This is a genomic window from Pseudomonas sp. MYb60, from assembly GCF_002979555.1.
Lineage (GTDB): Bacteria > Pseudomonadota > Gammaproteobacteria > Pseudomonadales > Pseudomonadaceae > Aquipseudomonas.
In genome coordinates, this window is the sequence record NZ_PCOZ01000001.1 from 250,335 (window position 1) to 268,311 (window position 17,977).

General features: G+C 58.1%; 16 protein-coding genes and 2 pseudogenes. 9 read left to right on the forward strand and 9 right to left on the reverse strand.

Going from position 1 to position 17,977, the window contains the following annotated elements:
* Positions 1-780, reverse strand: coding sequence for an IclR family transcriptional regulator (locus tag CQ041_RS01175; RefSeq protein WP_105520766.1), 780 nt, complete (start codon positions 778-780; stop codon positions 1-3).
* A gap of 120 nt (positions 781-900) precedes the next feature.
* Between CQ041_RS01175 and hmgA the strand changes: the two genes are divergently transcribed.
* Genes hmgA through maiA form a run of 3 tightly spaced genes read left to right on the forward strand, consistent with a single transcriptional unit; the run spans position 901 to position 4,122 of the window.
* A complete protein-coding gene (hmgA, locus tag CQ041_RS01180) occupies positions 901-2,184 on the forward strand; it encodes a homogentisate 1,2-dioxygenase (RefSeq protein WP_105520765.1) in 1,284 nt (427 codons plus the stop codon).
* Between the two features lie 3 nt (positions 2,185-2,187).
* Entirely contained in the window at positions 2,188-3,474 is a 1,287-nt protein-coding gene (gene fahA / locus CQ041_RS01185) for a fumarylacetoacetase (RefSeq protein WP_105520764.1), read from the forward strand.
* Positions 3,475-3,486: 12 nt separating this feature from the next.
* On the forward strand, positions 3,487-4,122 hold the full coding sequence (gene maiA, locus CQ041_RS01190; RefSeq protein ID WP_105520763.1) for a maleylacetoacetate isomerase: 636 nt from the start codon (positions 3,487-3,489) through the stop codon (positions 4,120-4,122).
* Positions 4,123-4,182: 60 nt separating this feature from the next.
* Here the strand turns inward: maiA and CQ041_RS01195 are convergent, their stop codons facing one another.
* Positions 4,183-4,986, reverse strand: coding sequence for a SirB1 family protein (locus CQ041_RS01195; RefSeq protein WP_105520762.1), 804 nt, complete (start codon positions 4,984-4,986; stop codon positions 4,183-4,185).
* 187 nt (positions 4,987-5,173) lie between these two features.
* Between CQ041_RS01195 and CQ041_RS01200 the strand changes: the two genes are divergently transcribed.
* Positions 5,174-6,193 carry a Glu/Leu/Phe/Val dehydrogenase dimerization domain-containing protein gene (locus CQ041_RS01200; RefSeq protein ID WP_105520761.1) on the forward strand — a complete coding sequence of 340 codons (1,020 nt, stop codon included), beginning with the start codon at positions 5,174-5,176 and terminating at the stop codon, positions 6,191-6,193.
* 55 nt (positions 6,194-6,248) lie between these two features.
* Here the strand turns inward: CQ041_RS01200 and CQ041_RS01205 are convergent, their stop codons facing one another.
* A complete protein-coding gene (locus CQ041_RS01205; RefSeq protein ID WP_105520760.1) occupies positions 6,249-6,509 on the reverse strand; it encodes a YebG family protein in 261 nt (86 codons plus the stop codon).
* 249 nt (positions 6,510-6,758) lie between these two features.
* On the opposite strand from CQ041_RS01205, the pseudogene CQ041_RS01210 reads away from it, so the two are divergent.
* A pseudogene (locus tag CQ041_RS01210) lies at positions 6,759-7,007 on the forward strand (phosphate-starvation-inducible PsiE family protein); the annotation flags it as partial.
* 114 nt (positions 7,008-7,121) lie between these two features.
* Complete coding sequence (locus tag CQ041_RS01215) at positions 7,122-7,583, forward strand: phosphate-starvation-inducible protein PsiE (RefSeq protein WP_105520759.1); 462 nt, start codon at positions 7,122-7,124, stop codon at positions 7,581-7,583.
* Positions 7,584-7,723: 140 nt separating this feature from the next.
* Here CQ041_RS01215 and CQ041_RS26115 read toward each other — a convergent pair whose 3' ends face one another.
* Positions 7,724-8,707 carry a hypothetical protein gene (locus CQ041_RS26115; protein ID WP_146116042.1) on the reverse strand — a complete coding sequence of 328 codons (984 nt, stop codon included), beginning with the start codon at positions 8,705-8,707 and terminating at the stop codon, positions 7,724-7,726.
* Between the two features lie 2 nt (positions 8,708-8,709).
* Positions 8,710-10,134 (reverse strand): AAA family ATPase, encoded by a 1,425-nt coding sequence (locus CQ041_RS01220; RefSeq protein ID WP_105520758.1) that lies wholly within the window; start codon positions 10,132-10,134, stop codon positions 8,710-8,712.
* Positions 10,135-10,267: 133 nt separating this feature from the next.
* Here CQ041_RS01220 and CQ041_RS01225 point away from each other — a divergent pair.
* Positions 10,268-10,519, forward strand: a pseudogene (locus tag CQ041_RS01225) (phosphate-starvation-inducible PsiE family protein); the annotation flags it as partial.
* Here CQ041_RS01225 and CQ041_RS01230 read toward each other — a convergent pair.
* The 3 genes from CQ041_RS01230 to CQ041_RS01240 all read right to left on the reverse strand — a co-directional run bounded on the left by CQ041_RS01230 (position 10,516) and on the right by CQ041_RS01240 (position 13,829).
* The gene (locus tag CQ041_RS01230; protein WP_105520756.1) at positions 10,516-10,830 is read right to left on the reverse strand and encodes a DUF3509 domain-containing protein; all 315 of its coding nucleotides are present in this window, start codon (positions 10,828-10,830) and stop codon (positions 10,516-10,518) included. The pseudogene CQ041_RS01225 and the gene CQ041_RS01230 sit on opposite strands and share 4 nt — an antisense overlap.
* Positions 10,831-11,100: 270 nt before the next feature.
* Complete coding sequence (locus tag CQ041_RS01235; protein ID WP_105520755.1) at positions 11,101-12,390, reverse strand: serine/threonine transporter; 1,290 nt, start codon at positions 12,388-12,390, stop codon at positions 11,101-11,103.
* 62 nt (positions 12,391-12,452) lie between these two features.
* A complete protein-coding gene (locus CQ041_RS01240) occupies positions 12,453-13,829 on the reverse strand; it encodes an L-serine ammonia-lyase (RefSeq protein ID WP_105520754.1) in 1,377 nt (458 codons plus the stop codon).
* A 137-nt stretch (positions 13,830-13,966) separates the two neighbouring features.
* Here CQ041_RS01240 and CQ041_RS01245 point away from each other — a divergent pair, with 137 nt between their 5' ends.
* Positions 13,967-14,914, forward strand: coding sequence for a LysR substrate-binding domain-containing protein (locus tag CQ041_RS01245; protein WP_105520753.1), 948 nt, complete (start codon positions 13,967-13,969; stop codon positions 14,912-14,914).
* Positions 14,915-15,126: 212 nt separating this feature from the next.
* Positions 15,127-15,537, forward strand: coding sequence for an HPF/RaiA family ribosome-associated protein (locus CQ041_RS01250; protein ID WP_105520752.1), 411 nt, complete (start codon positions 15,127-15,129; stop codon positions 15,535-15,537).
* A 64-nt stretch (positions 15,538-15,601) separates the two neighbouring features.
* On the opposite strand, the gene fecA is transcribed toward CQ041_RS01250, so the two are convergent.
* Positions 15,602-17,938, reverse strand: a complete 2,337-nt coding sequence (gene fecA / locus CQ041_RS01255) for a TonB-dependent Fe(3+) dicitrate receptor FecA (protein WP_105520751.1) — start codon at positions 17,936-17,938, stop codon at positions 15,602-15,604.
* Between the last annotated feature and the right edge of the window lie 39 nt (positions 17,939-17,977).

Below are 17,977 nucleotides of genomic sequence, written 5' to 3' on the forward strand. Positions count from 1 at the left end.
TCAGGGCTGATAGCCCATGCGCCAGCTCACGGCCCGAGTGGCGGCGAGCAAGCGCTGCGCCGCCGGGCCGTCTTCGTCGGCGTGAAACAGCGAGGTGGGGCCGACCACGGTCATCACCGCCGCCACGTGCCCGACCGCGTTGAACACCGGCGCCGACAACGCATCCACGCCAGGCATCAGCAAGCCATGCACAAAATGCAGGCCACGGCTGCGGATCTGCTCGCAGGCAGTGGCGTAGGCCTGGTCGTCCGCCAACGCGTGGGCGATGCCGGCCTGCACTTCGCGCTCACGTAAATCCACCGTCTCGCGCGACGGCAAGTAGGCGCTGAATACTAAGCCTGTGGACGAGCTGAGCAGTGGCAACACTGAACCCAACTGCGTCACCACCGTCACCGCGCGCACCGCCGGCTCGATGTGCACCACGGTCGCGCCCTGGTTGCCCCACACCGCCAGGAAGCAGGTTTCATTCAACTCATCGCGCAGCTCCGCCAGGGGCAGGGCGCCGACCTTCAAGACGTCCATGCTGCCCAGCGCCGCCAGGCCGACGCGCAAGGCTTCGCGGCCCAGGCCGTAATGGTTGGTGGCGGTGTTCTGCTCGGCAAAACCCGAGGCGATCAGTGCCTGCAAATAGCGGTGGACCTTGCTCGCAGGCATCTGCACATGTTCGGCCAGGCGCGACAGTGAGGTTGCCGGTGACAGCTCGGCGAGGGCCTTGAGGATGTCGGTGCCCACTTCGGCCGAGCGGACTTTCTGTTTACCGGTGTCGCGGGGCTTTTCCATGGAGGGGCGAGAATCCGAGAGATGAATGGGCGTCTTTATAGCTTGACGGTCGATGGCGATCAAATTACGTTATGCGTAACTGAATTACGATAAATACAACTTCCGTTCAGAGGAGGACCCATGGACCTCGACTATCTCTCGGGCTTCGGCAACGAATTCGCCAGCGAAGCCCTGCCCGGCGCGTTGCCCGTCGGCCAGAACGCGCCGCAGAAAGCGCCCTACGGGCTGTACACCGAACTGTTCTCCGGCACCGCGTTCACCATGGCGCGCAGCGAAGCCCGGCGCACCTGGCTGTATCGCATCCAGCCGTCGGCCAATCATCCGGCGTTCGTCAAACTGGAACGCCAATTGGCCGGTGGGCCATTGGGCGCGGTGACGCCGAACCGGTTGCGCTGGAACCCCCTGGATATCCCCAGCGAGCCGACAGATTTCATCGACGGCCTTGTCGGCATGGTCGCTAACGCAGGGTCGGAAAAACCCTCAGGCATCAGCGTCTACAACTACCGCGCCAATCGCTCAATGGAGCGAGTGTTCTTCAATGCCGACGGCGAATTGCTGATCGTTCCCGAGCAAGGCCGCCTGCGCATCACCACCGAGTTGGGTGTGCTGGAGGTGGAGCCGCTGGAAATCGTCGTATTGCCGCGGGGTCTCAAGTTCCGGGTCGAGTTGCTCGACGCCCAGGCGCGCGGTTACGTCGCCGAGAACCACGGTGCGCCGTTGCGCCTGCCGGACCTGGGCCCCATCGGCAGCAACGGCCTGGCGAATCCGCGTGACTTCCTCGCCCCTGTCGCCCGCTACGAAGACCTCAGGCAACCGACCCCACTGGTGCAGAAGTTCCTCGGCGAACTCTGGGCCTGCGAGCTGGACCATTCACCGCTCAACGTGGTGGCCTGGCACGGCAACAACGTGCCCTACAAATACGACCTGCGCCGCTTCAACACCCTCGGCACGGTGAGTTTCGATCACCCGGACCCGTCGATCTTCACCGTATTGACCTCGCCCACCAGCGTGCACGGCCTGGCCAACCTCGATTTCGTGATCTTCCCGCCGCGCTGGATGGTGGCCGAGAACACCTTCCGCCCACCGTGGTTCCACCGCAACCTGATGAACGAATACATGGGCCTGATCCAGGGCGCCTACGACGCCAAGGCCGAAGGCTTCCTGCCGGGTGGCGCATCCTTGCACAGCTGCATGAGCGCCCACGGCCCGGACGGCGAGACCTGTACCAAGGCCATCAATGCGGACCTGGCGCCGCACAAGATCGAAAACACCATGGCCTTCATGTTCGAGACCAGCCAAGTGCTGCGCCCTACCCAGTTCGCCTTGGACTGTCCGCAACTGCAACCCGCCTACGACGCGTGCTGGGCCTCGCTGCCCGTCACCTTCAACCCGAACCGGAGATAACCCATGACTCAGCCCACCCCCACCCGCAGCTGGGTGACCTCCGCCAGCGGTCACGCGGATTTCCCGTTGCAGAACCTGCCTTTGGGCGTGTTCAGCATCAACGGTTCGGCACCGCGCAGTGGCGTGGCGATTGGCGATTCGATCCTCGACCTGCAGGCGGCCATCGATGAGTTCGAAGGCGAAGCCCGTCGCGCCGTCGAGGCCACGGCCGGTGGCCAGCTCAATGCGTTTTTCGAACTGGGCCGTGGCCCCCGCGTGGCCCTGCGCGAACGTCTGCTGGAATTGCTCGCCGATGGCAGCCCATTGCAGACCCGCGAGGCCCAGGTGCTTCACCGCGCCGCTGATTGCCAGATGCAGGTGCCGGCGCGGATCAACGACTACACCGACTTCTATGTCGGCATCGAACATGCGCAGAACGTCGGCAAACTGTTCCGCCCCGATAACCCCTTGCTGCCCAATTACAAGTACGTGCCGATTGGTTACCACGGTCGCGCCTCGACCATTCGCGCCTCGGGCGCCGACGTGCGTCGCCCCAAGGGCCAGACCCTGCCGGCCGGCGCCACCGAGCCGAACTTCGGCCCCTGCGCACGGCTGGATTACGAGCTGGAACTGGGCATCTGGATCGGCCAGGGCAACGCCATGGGCGATGCGATTGCCATCGGTGACGCCGCCGATCACATCGCCGGTTTCTGCCTGCTCAACGACTGGTCGGCGCGGGATATCCAGGCCTGGGAATACCAGCCACTGGGGCCGTTCCTGTCGAAAAGCTTTATCACCACCATCTCGCCATGGGTCGTGACGGCGGAAGCCCTGGAACCCTTCCGCAAGCCCCAACCTGCACGCCCCCAAGGCGATCCCCAACCGCTGTCGTACCTGTTCGACAAACGCGACCAGGCCAACGGCGCGCTGGATATCGAACTCGAAGTGCTGCTGACCACCGCCGCGATGCGCGAACAGAACCTGCCGGCCCACCGTCTGGCGCTGAGCAACAGCCTGCACATGTACTGGACGGCTGCGCAACTGGTCGCGCATCACAGCGTCAACGGTTGCCAGTTGCAGGCCGGCGACCTGTTCGGTTCGGGCACCCTGTCCGGCCCGCAGGAAGGGCAGTTCGGCAGCCTGCTGGAGATGACCGAGGGCGGTAAAAAAGTGGTCGAGTTGGCGTCCGGCGAAGTGCGCAAGTTCCTTGAGGACGGCGACGAAATCATCCTGCGCGCCCGGTGCAATCGTGAAGGCTTTGCCTCCATCGGTTTCGGCGAATGCCGTGGCACCGTGATCGCTGCACATTGAGAGGGCAGGGCGATGGAGCTCTACACCTACTACCGTTCCACCGCGTCATACCGGGTGCGGATTGCCCTCGCGCTCAAGGGCCTGGACTTCACGGCAGTGCCGGTCAATTTGCTGGTGCCACCGGGCGGCGCCAATCGGCAACCTGAGTACCTGGCGATCAACCCCCAGGGCCGTGTACCGGCCCTGCGTACCGAAGACGGCGAGCTGCTGATCCAGTCGACGGCGATCATCGAGTACCTGGAAGAGCGTTATCCACAGGCGCCATTGCTGTCCAAGGAGCTGGCGACCCGTGCCCATGAACGCGCGGTGGCGTCGATTATCGCCTGCGATGTCCACCCGCTGCACAACTCCAGCACCCAGAACCTGCTGCGCCAATGGGGGCATGACGAGGCGCAGGTGCTGGAATGGATCGGCCACTGGATCAGCCAGGGGCTAAGTGCGGTCGAGCAGTTGATTGGGGATCAGGGGTTTTGCTTTGGCGAGCAGCCGGGGCTGGCAGATGCGTTTTTGATCCCCCAACTGTATGCGGCAGAACGCTTCAAGGTGCCGTTGGCGGCATACCCGCGCATTGGACGCGTCGCAGCCCTGGCGGCGCAGCACCCGGCCTTCGTCCAGGCCCATCCCGCCAATCAACCTGACACACCCTAGCTCCTGAAGCACCCGAGAGGTAATTGTGGGAGCGGGCTTGAACCCCTCCCACATTTTTGTTCAGTGCACGACTGAGTTTGGGGGTAGGTGGCCTAATCGCTCGGTCAGGCGCAGGCGCTGGATCGGGTCCTCGCTGAGCAGCAGCGCATGTTCCAGATCGAAGCGCTCGGCATTCGGGCAGTCCAGCCGCTGATACAGGCTGGCGCGCGCAAGGTAGTCGGCGGCGTTGGCATTGCCCAGTTCCACCACGCGTTCGGCGTCGACCAGTGCGTCGAGCGGGGCGTCATTGGCAAGGTGCAGTTGGCGCAGGTTGCGCGACAAGCGCTGCAGCATCGCGCGTGGGTCGGCAGTGTGCAGGTGGTCGGCCTGCAACTTCAGGTTGGGGCCATATTGGCGTTGCAGCAGCTCGCGGCAATCGTTGGGGTAGAGGCGCCGGCCACCGCACGGGTCGAGCAAATGATCGGCACCCGGCACCCGCAGCAGGAAATGCCCAGGGAAATTCACCCCCACCATCGGGATACCCAGGCGCCGCGCCAGTTCAAGGGCGATCAATCCCATGGCCAGCGGTTGTCCACGTTTGCGCTGCAAAACCTTGTCCACCAGGGCGGCTGCGGGGCGCAGCGGGGTGAAGTCATCCTGGGCAAATCCCAGGTCGTTCAGGCGTCGCAACAGGGGCTGGCCCAGTTCATCCGCCGGCAACAGGGGCATGTCGAGGTTGATCTGTTGTTGCAGCGCCGTCAGCTCCTGCAGGATCACCAGCGGCTGCACCGTGGGGTCGTGCTCGGCAGCTATCCACAACGCAGCTTCGAACAGCGCAGGGGGAGAGCGTTCCAGGCAGGCGAAAAAGGCTTTGCGGGGATTCATTGCATTCTCCGGCAGATGCCTCCGTTTTAGCCTTGCCGGGAATGTTCGTCCAGTGGCTTAGGAAATATCCTCAACGCTTATGTCGCAATGCCTACGTATTTTGACGGCTTATTCCAGCGTGTTCCGGCAGGTTTCCACCGCAAGCCTATACTTGGGCCACTACAAGAAGTGATTCGGGAGCTTGACGATGTTTGCTCTCATGCACAGCACCCGCCTTGAATCGCTGCACCTGAGCGTTGACCCGGCCACCGGGCTCAAGGCGGTTATCGCCATTCACAACAGCCGCCTCGGGCCTGCCTTGGGCGGTTGTCGCTATATTGCCTACCCCGACGACGAAAGTGCCGTGGCTGACGCTGCGCGCCTGGCCCAAGGCATGAGCTACAAAGCGGCGCTGGCGGGTTTGCCGGTGGGCGGTGGCACGGCGGTGATCCTGCGGCCTGCCCATGTGCAGAGCCGCGCGGCACTGTTTGAAGCGTTCGGTCGTTGCGTCGAACAACTCGACGGTCGCTACATCACCGCCACCGACAGCGGCACCTCGGTGGCCGACATGGACTGCATCGCCCAGCACACCCGCTACGTCACCAGCACCACTGCGGCCGGCGACCCTTCGCCCCACGCAGCCATGGGCGTGTTCGCCGGGATCCGCACCACCGCCATGGCGCGGCTGGGCAGCGATAACCTCGAAGGCCTGCGCGTGGCGATCCAGGGCCTGGGCAATGTCGGGTTTGCCCTGGCCGAGCAACTGCACGCCGCTGGCGCCGAGTTGCTGGTGAGCGACATCGACCACGGCAAGGTGCAACTGGCCATGGAGCAGTTGGGCGCGCACCCCATCGCCAACGACGCGTTGCTCAGCACCCCCTGCGATATTCTCGCGCCCTGCGGCCTGGGCGCCGTGCTCAACCGCCAGAGTGTCGGCCAGCTGCGTTGCGCCGCCGTCGCCGGCTCCGCCAGTGCGCAACTGACCAACCTGCAAGTGGCCGATCAACTGGAAGGGCGCGGCATCCTCTACGCCCCCGACTACGTGATCAACTCCGGCGGTTTGATATACGTGGCCCTCAAGCACAGCGGCGCCGAGCTGGCGTCCATCACCGCGCACTTGTCGAACATCGGCACGCGGCTGACTGAAATCTTCGCCCACGCCCAGGCGGAAAAACGCTCCCCCGCACGCGTAGCCGACGAACTCGCCGAGCGCCTGCTGTACCGCTAGCCAGATAGTAAAAAGGCCCTGAATCGTGTCGATTCAGGGCCTGTTCAATTCGGGCTTATTCCGCCGGAGCACTCAGCAACTCCGACAGGGCGTCCGGTTGGCTCTTGAACGCCTTGGCAAATACATCGCGATTTTTCGCCATATAGATCCCGGCCTCTTCAACCTGCTGCTCGCTCAGGGACGGCACGGCTTTTTGCAACACTTCTGCCAGCAACTCAGCGAGTTCGAGCATTTTGTCATGACGGTCAGCTTCGGCTTTATCCATGAACAAACGCTCCAGATCTCGGCTGCTGCGGTATACCACTTCGACGGCCATTCACCACCTCACATGCCTTCACGATAGTTGTCTTTTGCGACTACTGTATTTATATACAGAGAAAAGGGTAAGCCAAACCGAGGGGTTTGGGTAGCAGTTTTTTAATGTAGTCGGAAAATGCCGGCCTGGAGTGCCTCATGTCACCCGGCCACCATCTCACACCCAAGCCCTGGCCTTTTTTCTGCATGCAGAACAACCGTCACGTCCAACCCGCATTATCCGGTCGAGCCGACCTAAGGAAGCATCATCGTGAAAATCAACTGGGCCGAAAGGCTGCGCCAGAACGTGCATGAACTGGCCGAGTCGCTGGGCAACCTGTTTGTCGAGTCGTTCCACTACCTGGCGCTGTTCGCCATTGGGGCGGTGACGGCGTGGGCGGCGGTGATGGAATTTCTGGGCATGCTGGAAAACGGGCATATTAAGATCGATGACATCTTGCTGCTGTTCATCTACCTGGAACTGGGCGCGATGGTCGGGATTTACTTCAAGACCAACCACACGATACTAACACCCGAAATCAATTCAAAAATTGGTCAAGTCGGGCTTCTCACAGCTTAATTTTGTACTTTGCGTTTCTCGTCTTCGTGTTGTATCTGATTGGAGTAGTAGAGAATGGATAACTTGAATTGGGCTGACAAGCTACGTAAAAACCTTCATTGCTCTGCTGATTCGCTGGGGAATTTGTGTGTCGAGGCCTTCCACTATCTAGCTTTGTTTGGCATTGGAGCTATTACCGCCTACGCTGCCGTTGTCACTTTTATCAGGATGCTAAGCGAAGGCAGTGTGAGTGTTGATGACATTCTCTTGCTATTCATTTATCTAGAACTAGGGGCGATGGTAGGAATTTATTTTAAAACAAATCACATGCCAATCAGATTTCTTCTTTATGTCGCTATTACTGCTTTGACTAGATTGTTGATTGGTGATGTGTCGCACCATAAAGATCCTGATGCAGGTCTGTTGTATGTTTGTGGCGGGATCCTACTGCTTGCGTTTTCGATTTTGGTTGTTAGGTTTGCATCCTTTAAATATCCCTCAACAAAATCTGTAGAGTCAAGTGGGAGGGAGGTTTAAGTTTATAAGCAGGGGCGATTGTTTTTCTGCTATCACGGGACTCATAAGGAAGTTGTAGTAAAGGGTGAAATTATTACTTGGCAGGCGGATGCCTTAAGTTACTTTTAAGGCACCCGCCGAGTAGCGGCAGAAAAGAAGTATTAAATTATAAATTCACGCCATAAAATATTCTTTGAGCTCAGCTTTTCCCTTTCTTGGAAAAGTGTCTCAGAGCTATGTTTTAGAGAAAAACTGGTCATCGGCGAAGGATGGTTTTCAAATATTTGCATTCCTACACCTATCTCACAGACGTGCGAATCGAAGCGAATGAAACGTTCATGTGCATAATCCCTGAAGAAAGTATCGTGGTTAGATATTAGTGTCAGGCTATTCAGGGTCTTTGCAATAGGTGGGCACTCTGCTACGTTTACATTGAAGTAGTTAATTATTTCGTGGTAAGCGTCGCTATTCTTTTCTTCGCCGCCAGAAATTATGGTGACATTGAATTTTTTTCCGCTATCAGAGAGCATTCTTAAAAAACCTAGAGCACCTGATGCCGTAGACCCTCGTGTTAGGCCATCACGAATGCGAGTATATAAATACCTGTCAATTATGCTTATATTTTTAGAGTATTTAGTTAGAGGAAGAATTTTTGATGACCAGATAGCTTGAGCTGTGCTACCAAAAGGAATTTCGGTGCGTCCGGCTGTGCGACAAGATTGGAAATTTATCGACTCACTAACGGCTCCTGCACCGAGAAGTTCAAAGCCGGTGATGCTGCAACGTATAGTGGAGTCTTCATTTTCAGATAAGATTTTGCTTATTTCATCATCTGCCAAAGCAGTTTTGAAGATCGAGCATAAACTCTTAAGTTTGGAGAAGTTTTCGTAGTCGCTAAAGTTTTGCCAATCATTTTCGACTATTGATGTGCGATAGTATTCAAGAGCTTCTTTCCAGCGTTGCTGATATTTTATAGGAAGTTTTTTAATTAGCTCTAAAAACTCATCAAATTTATCTGAATTTGATACTAAAACCCCGTGATCTCGCCACATCTGAAGAATGGAGTCGTGAGCCGCACTTTGTCCTGCTGTGTTTAGACTTTTAGAGTCAAAGAAATGCGTGTCGAAAGCGAATTCGGTAATCATTCTTATCTCCTAGTCCTTTTTTCTCTTATACGTTCTTCAAAAAATCCATCAGGAAATTCTCTGCAGAAGTCTCCTTCATCGTCTAGTGGAATACTTAATATTTCTCCGCCATTTTTTGTTGGCTCAACGTAATTTATGCTGACTTTATCTTTGCTTAGTCCTTGATAAACCCTAGTTTGAAGTCTGAGTAGTAATGATTCACTGTGGGTTTCTATTATCCATTGATTTTTCTTGGAGGTCTCAATTATGAAGTCCGCCAAGTGTGCTTGTAGACGAGGGTGAAGATGAATTTCTGGCTGTTCAACACAAATGACGCTGTCTTCACGGACAATTCCTTCCACGATGATAGGCAGCATCTGTCCAATGCCAAATCCCACATCTGATGGGCCAACTACCACGCCTGAGCGAATGTCTCTAAGTTGAAGGCAGATGACAGTCCCGGTTATATTGTCACCTATGCTTCGTGCGGATAGTTCATATGGGATTTCAAATAATTCGAACCAGTAGTTGATTTTTTTGGTGATTTCAGGTGACTGTTCATATATGAATCGAGCTACATTCTCGCCCAGTTTTCCAACAGATTCATTCTGGTCTCCTTTTGGGGCATAGAAGCGACTGGGGTGGCTACGCAGAGGTCCAAGGTAGGTCACGCTTGCGAGTTTTTCTTTTAGGTCGCTTGCTGTTTCACCCATTGCGTAGTTTACAATTATACCGGTAGTCATCGGAAGCCCTGAGCTAGGCTTAATATCGGTAACTGCCATGCAAGGAGTCGAAAAGTTTAGGTCTGTCTGGAACTCGGTTTTCTGCAGAACTTTCTTTATGTCAGAAATTGATTGCTTATCCCAATCTCTTGTTCTCCGATCAATATAGTCGGCGAGAGAATCTTCTGTAAGTAAGGAGAATTTCTTCGCGGAAGAAAGCCTTTTGGATAGTGAGTCTTTATTGCCTTCCCGCAAGTAGGAGCCGAATGCGGTAAAAAGAATTGGAGCTTTTTTTGCATTGGTTAAAGTTATGTCTATTCTTTTTAAATAAGAAAATCCTTCATATGTGCTGTTGTTGCCTGTTCCGGAGTATGCATAAAATAATTCATAGCTGCGTAGGTGGCTGTTGCCGAATGCGTTTGAGCGTCCGTCTTGATTATTTTTGTTTTTGGATGGCGTGTATGAAACTCGGAAGCTTATTTCTTTTGATATATCATGCCCGTTTACCATAGATGAGTAGTCGCCTAGGTCTACATACTCACCGTTTGAAACCAATCCACCTTGTGTACTTGGTCTGGTCAACGACTGCTTAAGAAGCATAATCGAATGAATAATAGAGCTTTTTCCTGAAGAGTTAGGCCCATAAATCAACGTTATAGGAGCAAGCGACAAAGATTGCCATTCAGAAAAAGCTTTGAAATTTTTGATATCGATGACAGTGAACATCGAGCGGCCTCCCTTCCATCCATGTGATGTCTCAATGATGGCATAGCTATCTGATCCAAGGCTAGATATTGAGGGCTTCGAAAAGGCCAAATTGGAGCTTGTACGAGAAATTTGTATGGGTTTGGATTCAGTCAAGACCAACCACATGCCCGTGCGCTTCCTGATCTACGTGGCTATCACCGCGCTGACGCGCCTGCTGATCTCCAACGTGTCCCACCACAACCCGCCAGACGTCGGCATCATCTACCTGTGCGGTGGGATTCTGCTGTTGGCGTTCGCGATCCTGGTGGTGCGCTACGCCTCGTCGGCGTTCCCTTCGGTGAAGGTCGAAAGCCCGCGTCGCAAAGGCGAGGCGAGCGTGGAAACCGAGAAGGGCGAGCTTTAAAGCCCGACGCTGAACGGCAGCGCCTGCGCAGGTGGGCGCTGCAACACCTTGTGATCGCCGTCGGTCATCACCGCCAGGATCTCCATGGCGCTGTGGCCCTGTTCAATCGCGATACCGAACTGAATGCTTTGCACCAGGCGTTTGAGCCGCTGAGGGTCGTTGCGTTGCTCGGCGCTGATCATGCGCTTGGCGACCACGCCGGCCTCGTTGGAGAGGGTGAGCATGATGCTCCCATCCAAACGCTGAATGCTCAGGTTCACGCGGTATTCCGGGGTGAAGGTGTCCGTGATGATCTGAAAAGGATTGTCCATGGTGCGTACCGCCTGATAAGAACATGCAGTCATTGACGACCGGTGTCGGGATTAGTTCGCATTGCCTGACCACCGGTCCGTATCCCTCAGAAGGTGTACAGCAAGGGCCGTGCCGTACAGCGATCTACCAGGCAGTGGGGTTTGAATGTGGGAGGGGGCTTGCCCCCGATGGCAGTGTGTCAGCCGAGTATTCATTGGCTGATGCACCTTCATCGGGGGCAAGCCCCCTCCCACATTTGATTTTGCTGTGCATGTGAGCGGTGGGCTATTTCAGGGCAGTACCGAAAAAACGATCGCAGACAGCGCAATCAGCCCGATCACCACCACAAACACGTTGGACACCTGGCCCGAGTACTGGCGCAGCGCTGGCACGCGGCGGATCGCATACATCGGCATCAGGAACAGCAGGCACGCGATGATCGGCCCGCCCAGGGTCTCGATCATGCCCAGGATGCTTGGGTTGAAGGTGGCCACGGCCCAGCAGGTCAGTACCATGAACAGTGCGGTGCTGCGTTCCAGCCATTTGGCCGGCATCGAGCGGTTGCGTCCGCGCAGCGATTTGACGATCAAACCCTGGAAGCCTTCGCTGGCGCCGATGTAGTGGCCGAGGAAGGATTTGGTAATGGCCACCAGCGCGATCAGCGGCGCGGCGTAGGCGATCACCGGGGTCTGGAAGTGGTTGGCCAGGTACGACAGGATCGAAATGTTCTGCGCCTTGGCGGCGGCCAGGTCCGCCGGTGAGAGGGCCAGTACGCAGCTGAAGCAGAAGAACATCACGGTCAGCACCATCATGCCGTGGGCGGTGGCGAGAATACCGCTGCTTTTGCGCTCGGCCAGCGGGCCGTATACGCGTTTCTGGTCGACGGCGAACGCGGAGATGATCGGCGAGTGGTTGAAGGAAAACACCATCACCGGAATCGCCAGCCACAGCGTCTTGAAGAACAGCGGCAAGGGCATGCCATCACCGGCAGAGGCGAAGAACGCGCCGTTCCAGTTGGGGATCAGGCTGAACGCCAGCAACAGCAACGCGGCGACGAACGGGTAGACCAGCACGCTCATGGCCTTGACGATCACGCCCTGGCCACACCGCACGATGGCCATCAGGCCGAGGATCAGCACCAGCGACAGGATCGCCCGGGGCGGCGGGGCGATGTGCAGTTGGTGTTCCATGAAGCTGCCGAGGGTGTTGGTCAGCGCGACGCTATAAACCAGCAGGATCGGGAAAATCGCAAAGAAGTACAGCAGGGTGATCAGTTTGCCTGCGCCGACGCCGAAATGTTCTTCCACCACTTCGGTGATGTCGCCGGATTTGCCTGACAGCACAAAGCGCGTCAGCCCACGGTGAGCGAAGAAGGTCATCGGGAAGGCCAACAGCGCCAGCACGATCAGCGGCCAGAAGCCACCGACGCCGGCGTTGATCGGCAGAAACAAGGTGCCGGCACCGATGGCGGTGCCGTAGAGGCCCAGCATCCAAGTGGTGTCGTGTTGGGTCCAGCCGGTGGTCACGGTTGTTGCTGTAGCAGCAGGATTTTCAGCAGCAGGTGTACGTACATCGGTCATCGGTATTGCCTCGTTATTATTTTTGCGCGGGCTCACGTTTGGGGCGGGAAGCAGTGCTCCGATCAGCACTCCACCCAGCTGACCGCCAGGCCGCCCCGTGAAGTTTCTTTGTATTTGTCATGCATGTCGGCACCGGTGTCGCGCATGGTGCGGATCACCCGGTCGAGGGAAATGAAGTGCTTGCCGTCACCGCGCAGGGCCATTTGCGTGGCGTTGATCGCCTTGACCGCGGCGATGGCGTTGCGCTCGATGCAGGGCACTTGCACCAGGCCGCCCACCGGGTCGCAGGTAAGGCCGAGGTTGTGTTCCAGGCCGATTTCAGCGGCGTTTTCCAGTTGCTCCGGGGTGGCGCCGAGTACATCCGCCAGCCCGGCGGCGGCCATGGCGCAGGCAGAACCGACCTCACCCTGGCAGCCGACTTCCGCACCGGAGATGGAAGCGTTTTTCTTGCACAAAATGCCGACGGCGGCAGCGGCCAGGAAGAAATTGACTACGTCGTCGTCAGACGCGTCTGGATTGAACTTCATGTAGTAATGCAGCACCGCAGGAATGATCCCTGCAGCGCCATTGGTCGGCGCGGTGACCATGCGCCCGCCGGCCGCATTCTCTTCGTTGACGGCCAGGGCGAACAGGTTGACCCATTCCATCGCCGACAAGGTCGAGGTGATGACGTTGGGTTTGCCGATTTCCAGCAGGCTACGGTGCAATTTCGCTGCACGACGGGGCACGTCCAGGCCGCCAGGCAAGATGCCTTCATCGCGCAGGCCTTGTTCCACGCACTCGCGCATCACTGACCAGATATGCAGCAGGCCGCTGCGGATTTCCGCGTCGCTGCGCCATGCACGCTCGTTGGCCATCATCAATTGCGAAACCCGCAGGCCGTGCTTGTTGCACAGGGCCAGCAGTTCGACGGCGCTGGAAAAGTCGTAGGGCAATGCCACGTCGCTGGTGGGCGCAATCCCCGATTCGGCCTCCGCCGCTTCGATGATGAAACCGCCGCCCACCGAGTAATAGGTTTGTTCAGTCAACAGCCCGTCGTCGCCGTAGGCGTGCAGGGACATGGCGTTGGGGTGGTAGGGCAAGCTCTCGTCCAGCAGCAGGAGGTCGGTGTGCCAATTGAAGGCAATTTCCTGCTGGCCGGCGAGCAGCAACTGGCCGGACTCGCGCAGTCGCTGGATGCGTGGATTGATCGAGGTGGGGTCGACCTGGTCCGGCCACTCGCCCATCAAGCCCATCACGCAGGCGCGGTCGGTGGCATGGCCCACGCCGGTCGCGGAGAGCGAGCCGTACAAGCGCACTTCAACGCGGCGGGTGCCGGTCAGCAGTCGTTGGTCAATCAGCCCTTGGGCGAAGGTCGCCGCCGCCCGCATGGGGCCGACGGTGTGGGAGCTGGAAGGACCAATGCCCACCTTGAATAGATCAAAAACACTGATAGCCATGCTAAACCCTTACAAGCAATGGAGTAGGAATCGCTGCCATGTTTTGTAGGACGAGCGCAATTGGCGCGATACTGAGCCTCTGGATCGGCACTGACCAACGAATTATCCTAAGACACCCTTTAGCAGGACTAAACCCTATGACCCGGCCCCTTCATGGCCAGACTTATGTCTGGTTGCACGTTTTTTCCTGCGCGGCGCGCCATTTGTCGTTTACCCGTTGCGCCGAAGAACTGCACATCACCCCGGGGGCAGTGAGCCAGCAGATTCGTCAACTCGAGGAACGCTTGGGGTTTCGCCTGTTTCACCGACGCGCACGCGGGGTGGAGCTGAGTGCTGAGGGGCAGCGACTGGCGGCAACGGTGGGGGAGGCCTACGGCAGCATCGATGCCGAGTTGCAGCGGTTGGATGCGGGCATGATCAGCGGCACTTTGCGCCTGCGTTCGATCCCGTCGTTCCTGGGCAAATGGCTGACCCCACGGCTGCCGCGTCTGCAGCAACGTTTTCCGGATATCCAGTTGCGCATGGTCGCCGAGGACAGCAGCATCGCGCTGCACGAAGGTGACTTCGACCTCGCCATCGACCTCAACGACGGCAGTTACCCCGGGCTGTTATCCACAGCCTTGCTGGATGAACAGATTTTCCCGGTGTGCGCCCCCGGCCTGCTGCGTGGTCGTCCGCCGTTGCATGGCCCGGCCGACCTGGTGCACTTCCCGCTGCTGCACGACATTACCGCCTGGCGTGGGAGTTATGAGTATGCCGAGTGGGAGTTTTACCTGAATGCCATCGGCTATCACCACGCCGACGTCCGCCGTGGCCATACCTTCAACCGCAATCACCTGACCATCGAAGCCGCCATCGCCGGCATGGGCGTCGCCATTGCGCGGCGCACCTTGCTCAATGATGAACTGGAGCGCGGCACCCTGATCGTGCCGTTCGGCCTCGCCGTGCCCAATCACAAACGCTATGTGCTCCTCTATGCGCCAGGCGCGCTGAGCCATCCGGGCGTGCGGGCAGTGCACGACTGGCTGGTGGAAGAAGCGGGGATTTTTCGCGGATTGCACCCGTTGGCAGAGGGGCAATTGTGAGGCCTATTGGCCATAAGAAGATGAAAGTAACTCCCCACCCTAACAGTGTTTTTGCTCGTAGTCAGACTTAATTTGTAATGTAGGATTTATCTTTTCAAAGGGGTTGAATTGTTTCTCTGACTGCTCAATTGTGTAGTTAAGAGGTCATGGTTTCACCACACCGGTGTTGCAGTTGTGACCTCTCGCGAGCTAGCTGAAATAAGGGAAGAACTATGCAAATCCAAGTCAATAGCGATAACCATATTGAAAGCAGCATCCGACTGGAGGAGTGGGTAAAAACTACCATTGAGAGCACGCTCGACCGTTACGAAGAAGACCTGACCCGAGTGGAGGTCTACCTGCGGGATGAGAACGGCGACAAGCCCGGTCCCCACGATTTAAGCTGCCGTCTGGAGGCGCGCCCAAAAGGCCATCAACCGCTTTCCGTCCTGCACAAGGCCGATACCCTGGAACAGGCGATCGACGGTGCGGCGACCAAGCTGGAGCATGCGTTGGAGCATCTGTTTGGCAAACTGCAAGGCAAGCCACGCGCTGCCGGCAAGACGCTGTCGGCGACCAAAGTCAATGAAGATGAGCTTGAGCAAGAGTTTCTGGAAAAAGAACGTGCTGTTTTCAACAGCTGACAGTTTTTTCACTTCCCACTAAAAACGGGCCTGCACGTGCAGGCCCGTTTTCGTTTATGCCGATTCAGAAAGCAATCGATGTTTGCACATAGACAGTCCGCGGCTCGCCGACGTACTTGCCCTTGTTGTTGTCGTCAAAGGAGCGGGTGTAGTACTGCGTGTTAAAGATGTTCTTTACACCCACTGCAACATTCAAATCCGACAGTTGTGGGCCGAAGTCATACGCCGCGCGGCTGCTGAACAACATGTAGCCAGGAATGCGTCCGGTACTGCCGTCGGCACTTTCCTGCGCCGTATTGGCGTTGTCGGCGAACTGGCTGCTTTGGAAGCTGCTGTCCAGGTTCAACTTCCACGGGCCTTCGGTGTAGCCCACCCCCACGGTGCCTTTGTGCTTGGACGAGAACGGCACGCGGTTGCCCTTGTTCGGGCCGTCTTCCCGGATGGTGGCATCGACATACGCGTAGGAGGCATACACATCGAAGCCGGCCAGCGCCGGGCTCAAACCGTCGAGTGCGTAGTTGACGCTGGTCTCGATACCCTGGTGGCGGGTTTCGCCACGGGCGATCACCGAGTCGTCGGTCTGGTTGCTTTCATACTGGTTGTCGAAGTTGATCAAAAACGCGCCTATTTCCGCACGCAAGGTACCGTCGTCGTAACGGGTGCCGATTTCCCAGGTGCGGGCCTTTTCCGGTTTGACCTGGCCGTTGGGCACGCGCTTGGCCATCTGGCTGTACTGCACGCTGCCGAACGAGCCTTCGGTGTTCGCGTACAGATTCCAGCTGTCGGTGAGGTGGTAAAGCACGTTCAGCGCCGGCAGGGCGGTGTGGTAGTCACCTTTGTAGTTGAGGTTGTTGATGGAGTCGGTCTGCTCGGACTTGATCATCTCGTAGCGCACGCCCGGCGTGAGGGTCCATTTGCCGATATCAATCCGGTCATCGATGAAAAACGCGTTGGCTTCGGTGCTGCCACGGGTGTCGCGGTCGTTCTTGCTGTGGGTGGTGGGGAGTTGCTGGTTGGCGGAAACCGGCGTGGTGTAGCGCAGTTCGTGGCCGGCTTCGTTGATATAGCGGTAACCCACGCCGACTTCGTGGCTGGTAGCACCCAGGTCGAAGCCCTGGGCGAAACGGGTTTCCAGGCCGCGCACCCAGTATTCGCGGGGGGACAGCGACAAGAACCGCGTCTGGTCCAGGTAGCCGTTGCGCAAGGTGGTGGTGAAAAACGTGTTCACGGTGAATTCGCGGCGGTCTTCCTGGTAGCGGTAGCCGGCGTTGAACATTGTACGGCGGCCCCAGAACTTGTCATACGGGCGGGTGGATTGATACGGGTCAGCCTTGTAGTCCGCGACGTTCAAGCCCCCCGGCATATCCGCCTGGCCTTCGTAGTACTGCGCCATGGCGTTGAAGCTGTTGGCCTCGTCGAGTTGGTAGTTGCCCTTGAGGATCAGGTCGTCGATGCGCGTGTTGCTGTTTTCGCGCCAGTCGCCGCCACGGGTGCCGGAGTACAGGATCGCGCCGCCCAGGCCATTGTCGGCCGTACCGCCGGCCAGCAGGTTGGCGCTGGTCTTGAAGCCATCATGGCTGGAGGAGGGGCTGGTTTCGGTCTGGAAGCCGCCTTTGACGGTTGGCGCATCCGGGATCGCGCGGGTCACGAAGTTGACCACGCCGCCGACGTTCTGTGGGCCGTAACGCACCGCGCCGCCGCCGCGCACCACGTCCACGGCATCCATGTTGCCCATGCTGATGGGCGCAAACGACAGTTGCGGCTGGCCGTAGGGCGCAAAGGGCACCGGGATACCGTCCATCAGCACCGTGGAGCGCGACGCCAGGCGTGGGTTGAGCCCGCGAATGCCGAAGTTCAGCGCCATGTCGTGACTGCCGGTGCCGTTGTTTTCCGGAGCGTTGACGCCGGGGATGCGGTTTAGCACATCGCGGGCCTGGGTGGCGCCCTGGCGTTCGAAGTCTTCGCGGCGGATCACGTCGCGGGCGCCGGGGTGTTCGAATACGTTGGCCTGCGCTGCATCGCCGAGCCAGTCACCGACCACGCTGGAAGTGCCCAGCTCAAGGGTGGCCGGCGCGTTGGCCGGTTGCAGGCTGTACGCATTTTCGCCTTCGGCACGGGCTTGCAGGCCAGTGCCCTCCAGCAGTTTTTGCAGGCCTTCGGCTGGGCTGTAGTTGCCGTTCAAGCCCTGGCTTTGCAGGCCAGCCGTGACGTCGGAGCCAAAGGAAATCAGCACGCCGGCTTCGCGACCGAACTGGTTCAGCGCCGCCTCCAGCGAAGCTGCAGCAATGTGATAGGGCTTGGCATCGGCGGCCATGACCGACGGCAGCACGGTCAGGCTCAGGCTGGCGCCGAGTAGGAGTTGGCGCAAGGTACGTGCAAGAAGCGTCGGAGGCTGGTGCATGAAGGGCGGTCCTGAGAAGGAAGGATCAAGGTGGCTTTC

What these genes read in the sequence shown, in the direction of transcription:
- CQ041_RS01175 (WP_105520766.1), bottom strand. Translation starts at nt 780, where the DNA reads ATGGAAAAGCCCCGCGACACCGGTAAACAGAAAGTCCGCTCGGCCGAA.
- hmgA (WP_105520765.1), top strand. Translation starts at nt 901, where the DNA reads ATGGACCTCGACTATCTCTCGGGCTTCGGCAACGAATTCGCCAGCGAA.
- fahA (WP_105520764.1), top strand. Translation starts at nt 2,188, where the DNA reads ATGACTCAGCCCACCCCCACCCGCAGCTGGGTGACCTCCGCCAGCGGT.
- maiA (WP_105520763.1), top strand. Translation starts at nt 3,487, where the DNA reads ATGGAGCTCTACACCTACTACCGTTCCACCGCGTCATACCGGGTGCGG.
- CQ041_RS01195 (WP_105520762.1), bottom strand. Translation starts at nt 4,986, where the DNA reads ATGAATCCCCGCAAAGCCTTTTTCGCCTGCCTGGAACGCTCTCCCCCT.
- CQ041_RS01200 (WP_105520761.1), top strand. Translation starts at nt 5,174, where the DNA reads ATGTTTGCTCTCATGCACAGCACCCGCCTTGAATCGCTGCACCTGAGC.
- CQ041_RS01205 (WP_105520760.1), bottom strand. Translation starts at nt 6,509, where the DNA reads ATGGCCGTCGAAGTGGTATACCGCAGCAGCCGAGATCTGGAGCGTTTG.
- CQ041_RS01215 (WP_105520759.1), top strand. Translation starts at nt 7,122, where the DNA reads ATGGATAACTTGAATTGGGCTGACAAGCTACGTAAAAACCTTCATTGC.
- CQ041_RS26115 (WP_146116042.1), bottom strand. Translation starts at nt 8,707, where the DNA reads ATGATTACCGAATTCGCTTTCGACACGCATTTCTTTGACTCTAAAAGT.
- CQ041_RS01220 (WP_105520758.1), bottom strand. Translation starts at nt 10,134, where the DNA reads ATGTTCACTGTCATCGATATCAAAAATTTCAAAGCTTTTTCTGAATGG.
- CQ041_RS01230 (WP_105520756.1), bottom strand. Translation starts at nt 10,830, where the DNA reads ATGGACAATCCTTTTCAGATCATCACGGACACCTTCACCCCGGAATAC.
- CQ041_RS01235 (WP_105520755.1), bottom strand. Translation starts at nt 12,390, where the DNA reads ATGACCGATGTACGTACACCTGCTGCTGAAAATCCTGCTGCTACAGCA.
- CQ041_RS01240 (WP_105520754.1), bottom strand. Translation starts at nt 13,829, where the DNA reads ATGGCTATCAGTGTTTTTGATCTATTCAAGGTGGGCATTGGTCCTTCC.
- CQ041_RS01245 (WP_105520753.1), top strand. Translation starts at nt 13,967, where the DNA reads ATGACCCGGCCCCTTCATGGCCAGACTTATGTCTGGTTGCACGTTTTT.
- CQ041_RS01250 (WP_105520752.1), top strand. Translation starts at nt 15,127, where the DNA reads ATGCAAATCCAAGTCAATAGCGATAACCATATTGAAAGCAGCATCCGA.
- fecA (WP_105520751.1), bottom strand. Translation starts at nt 17,938, where the DNA reads ATGCACCAGCCTCCGACGCTTCTTGCACGTACCTTGCGCCAACTCCTA.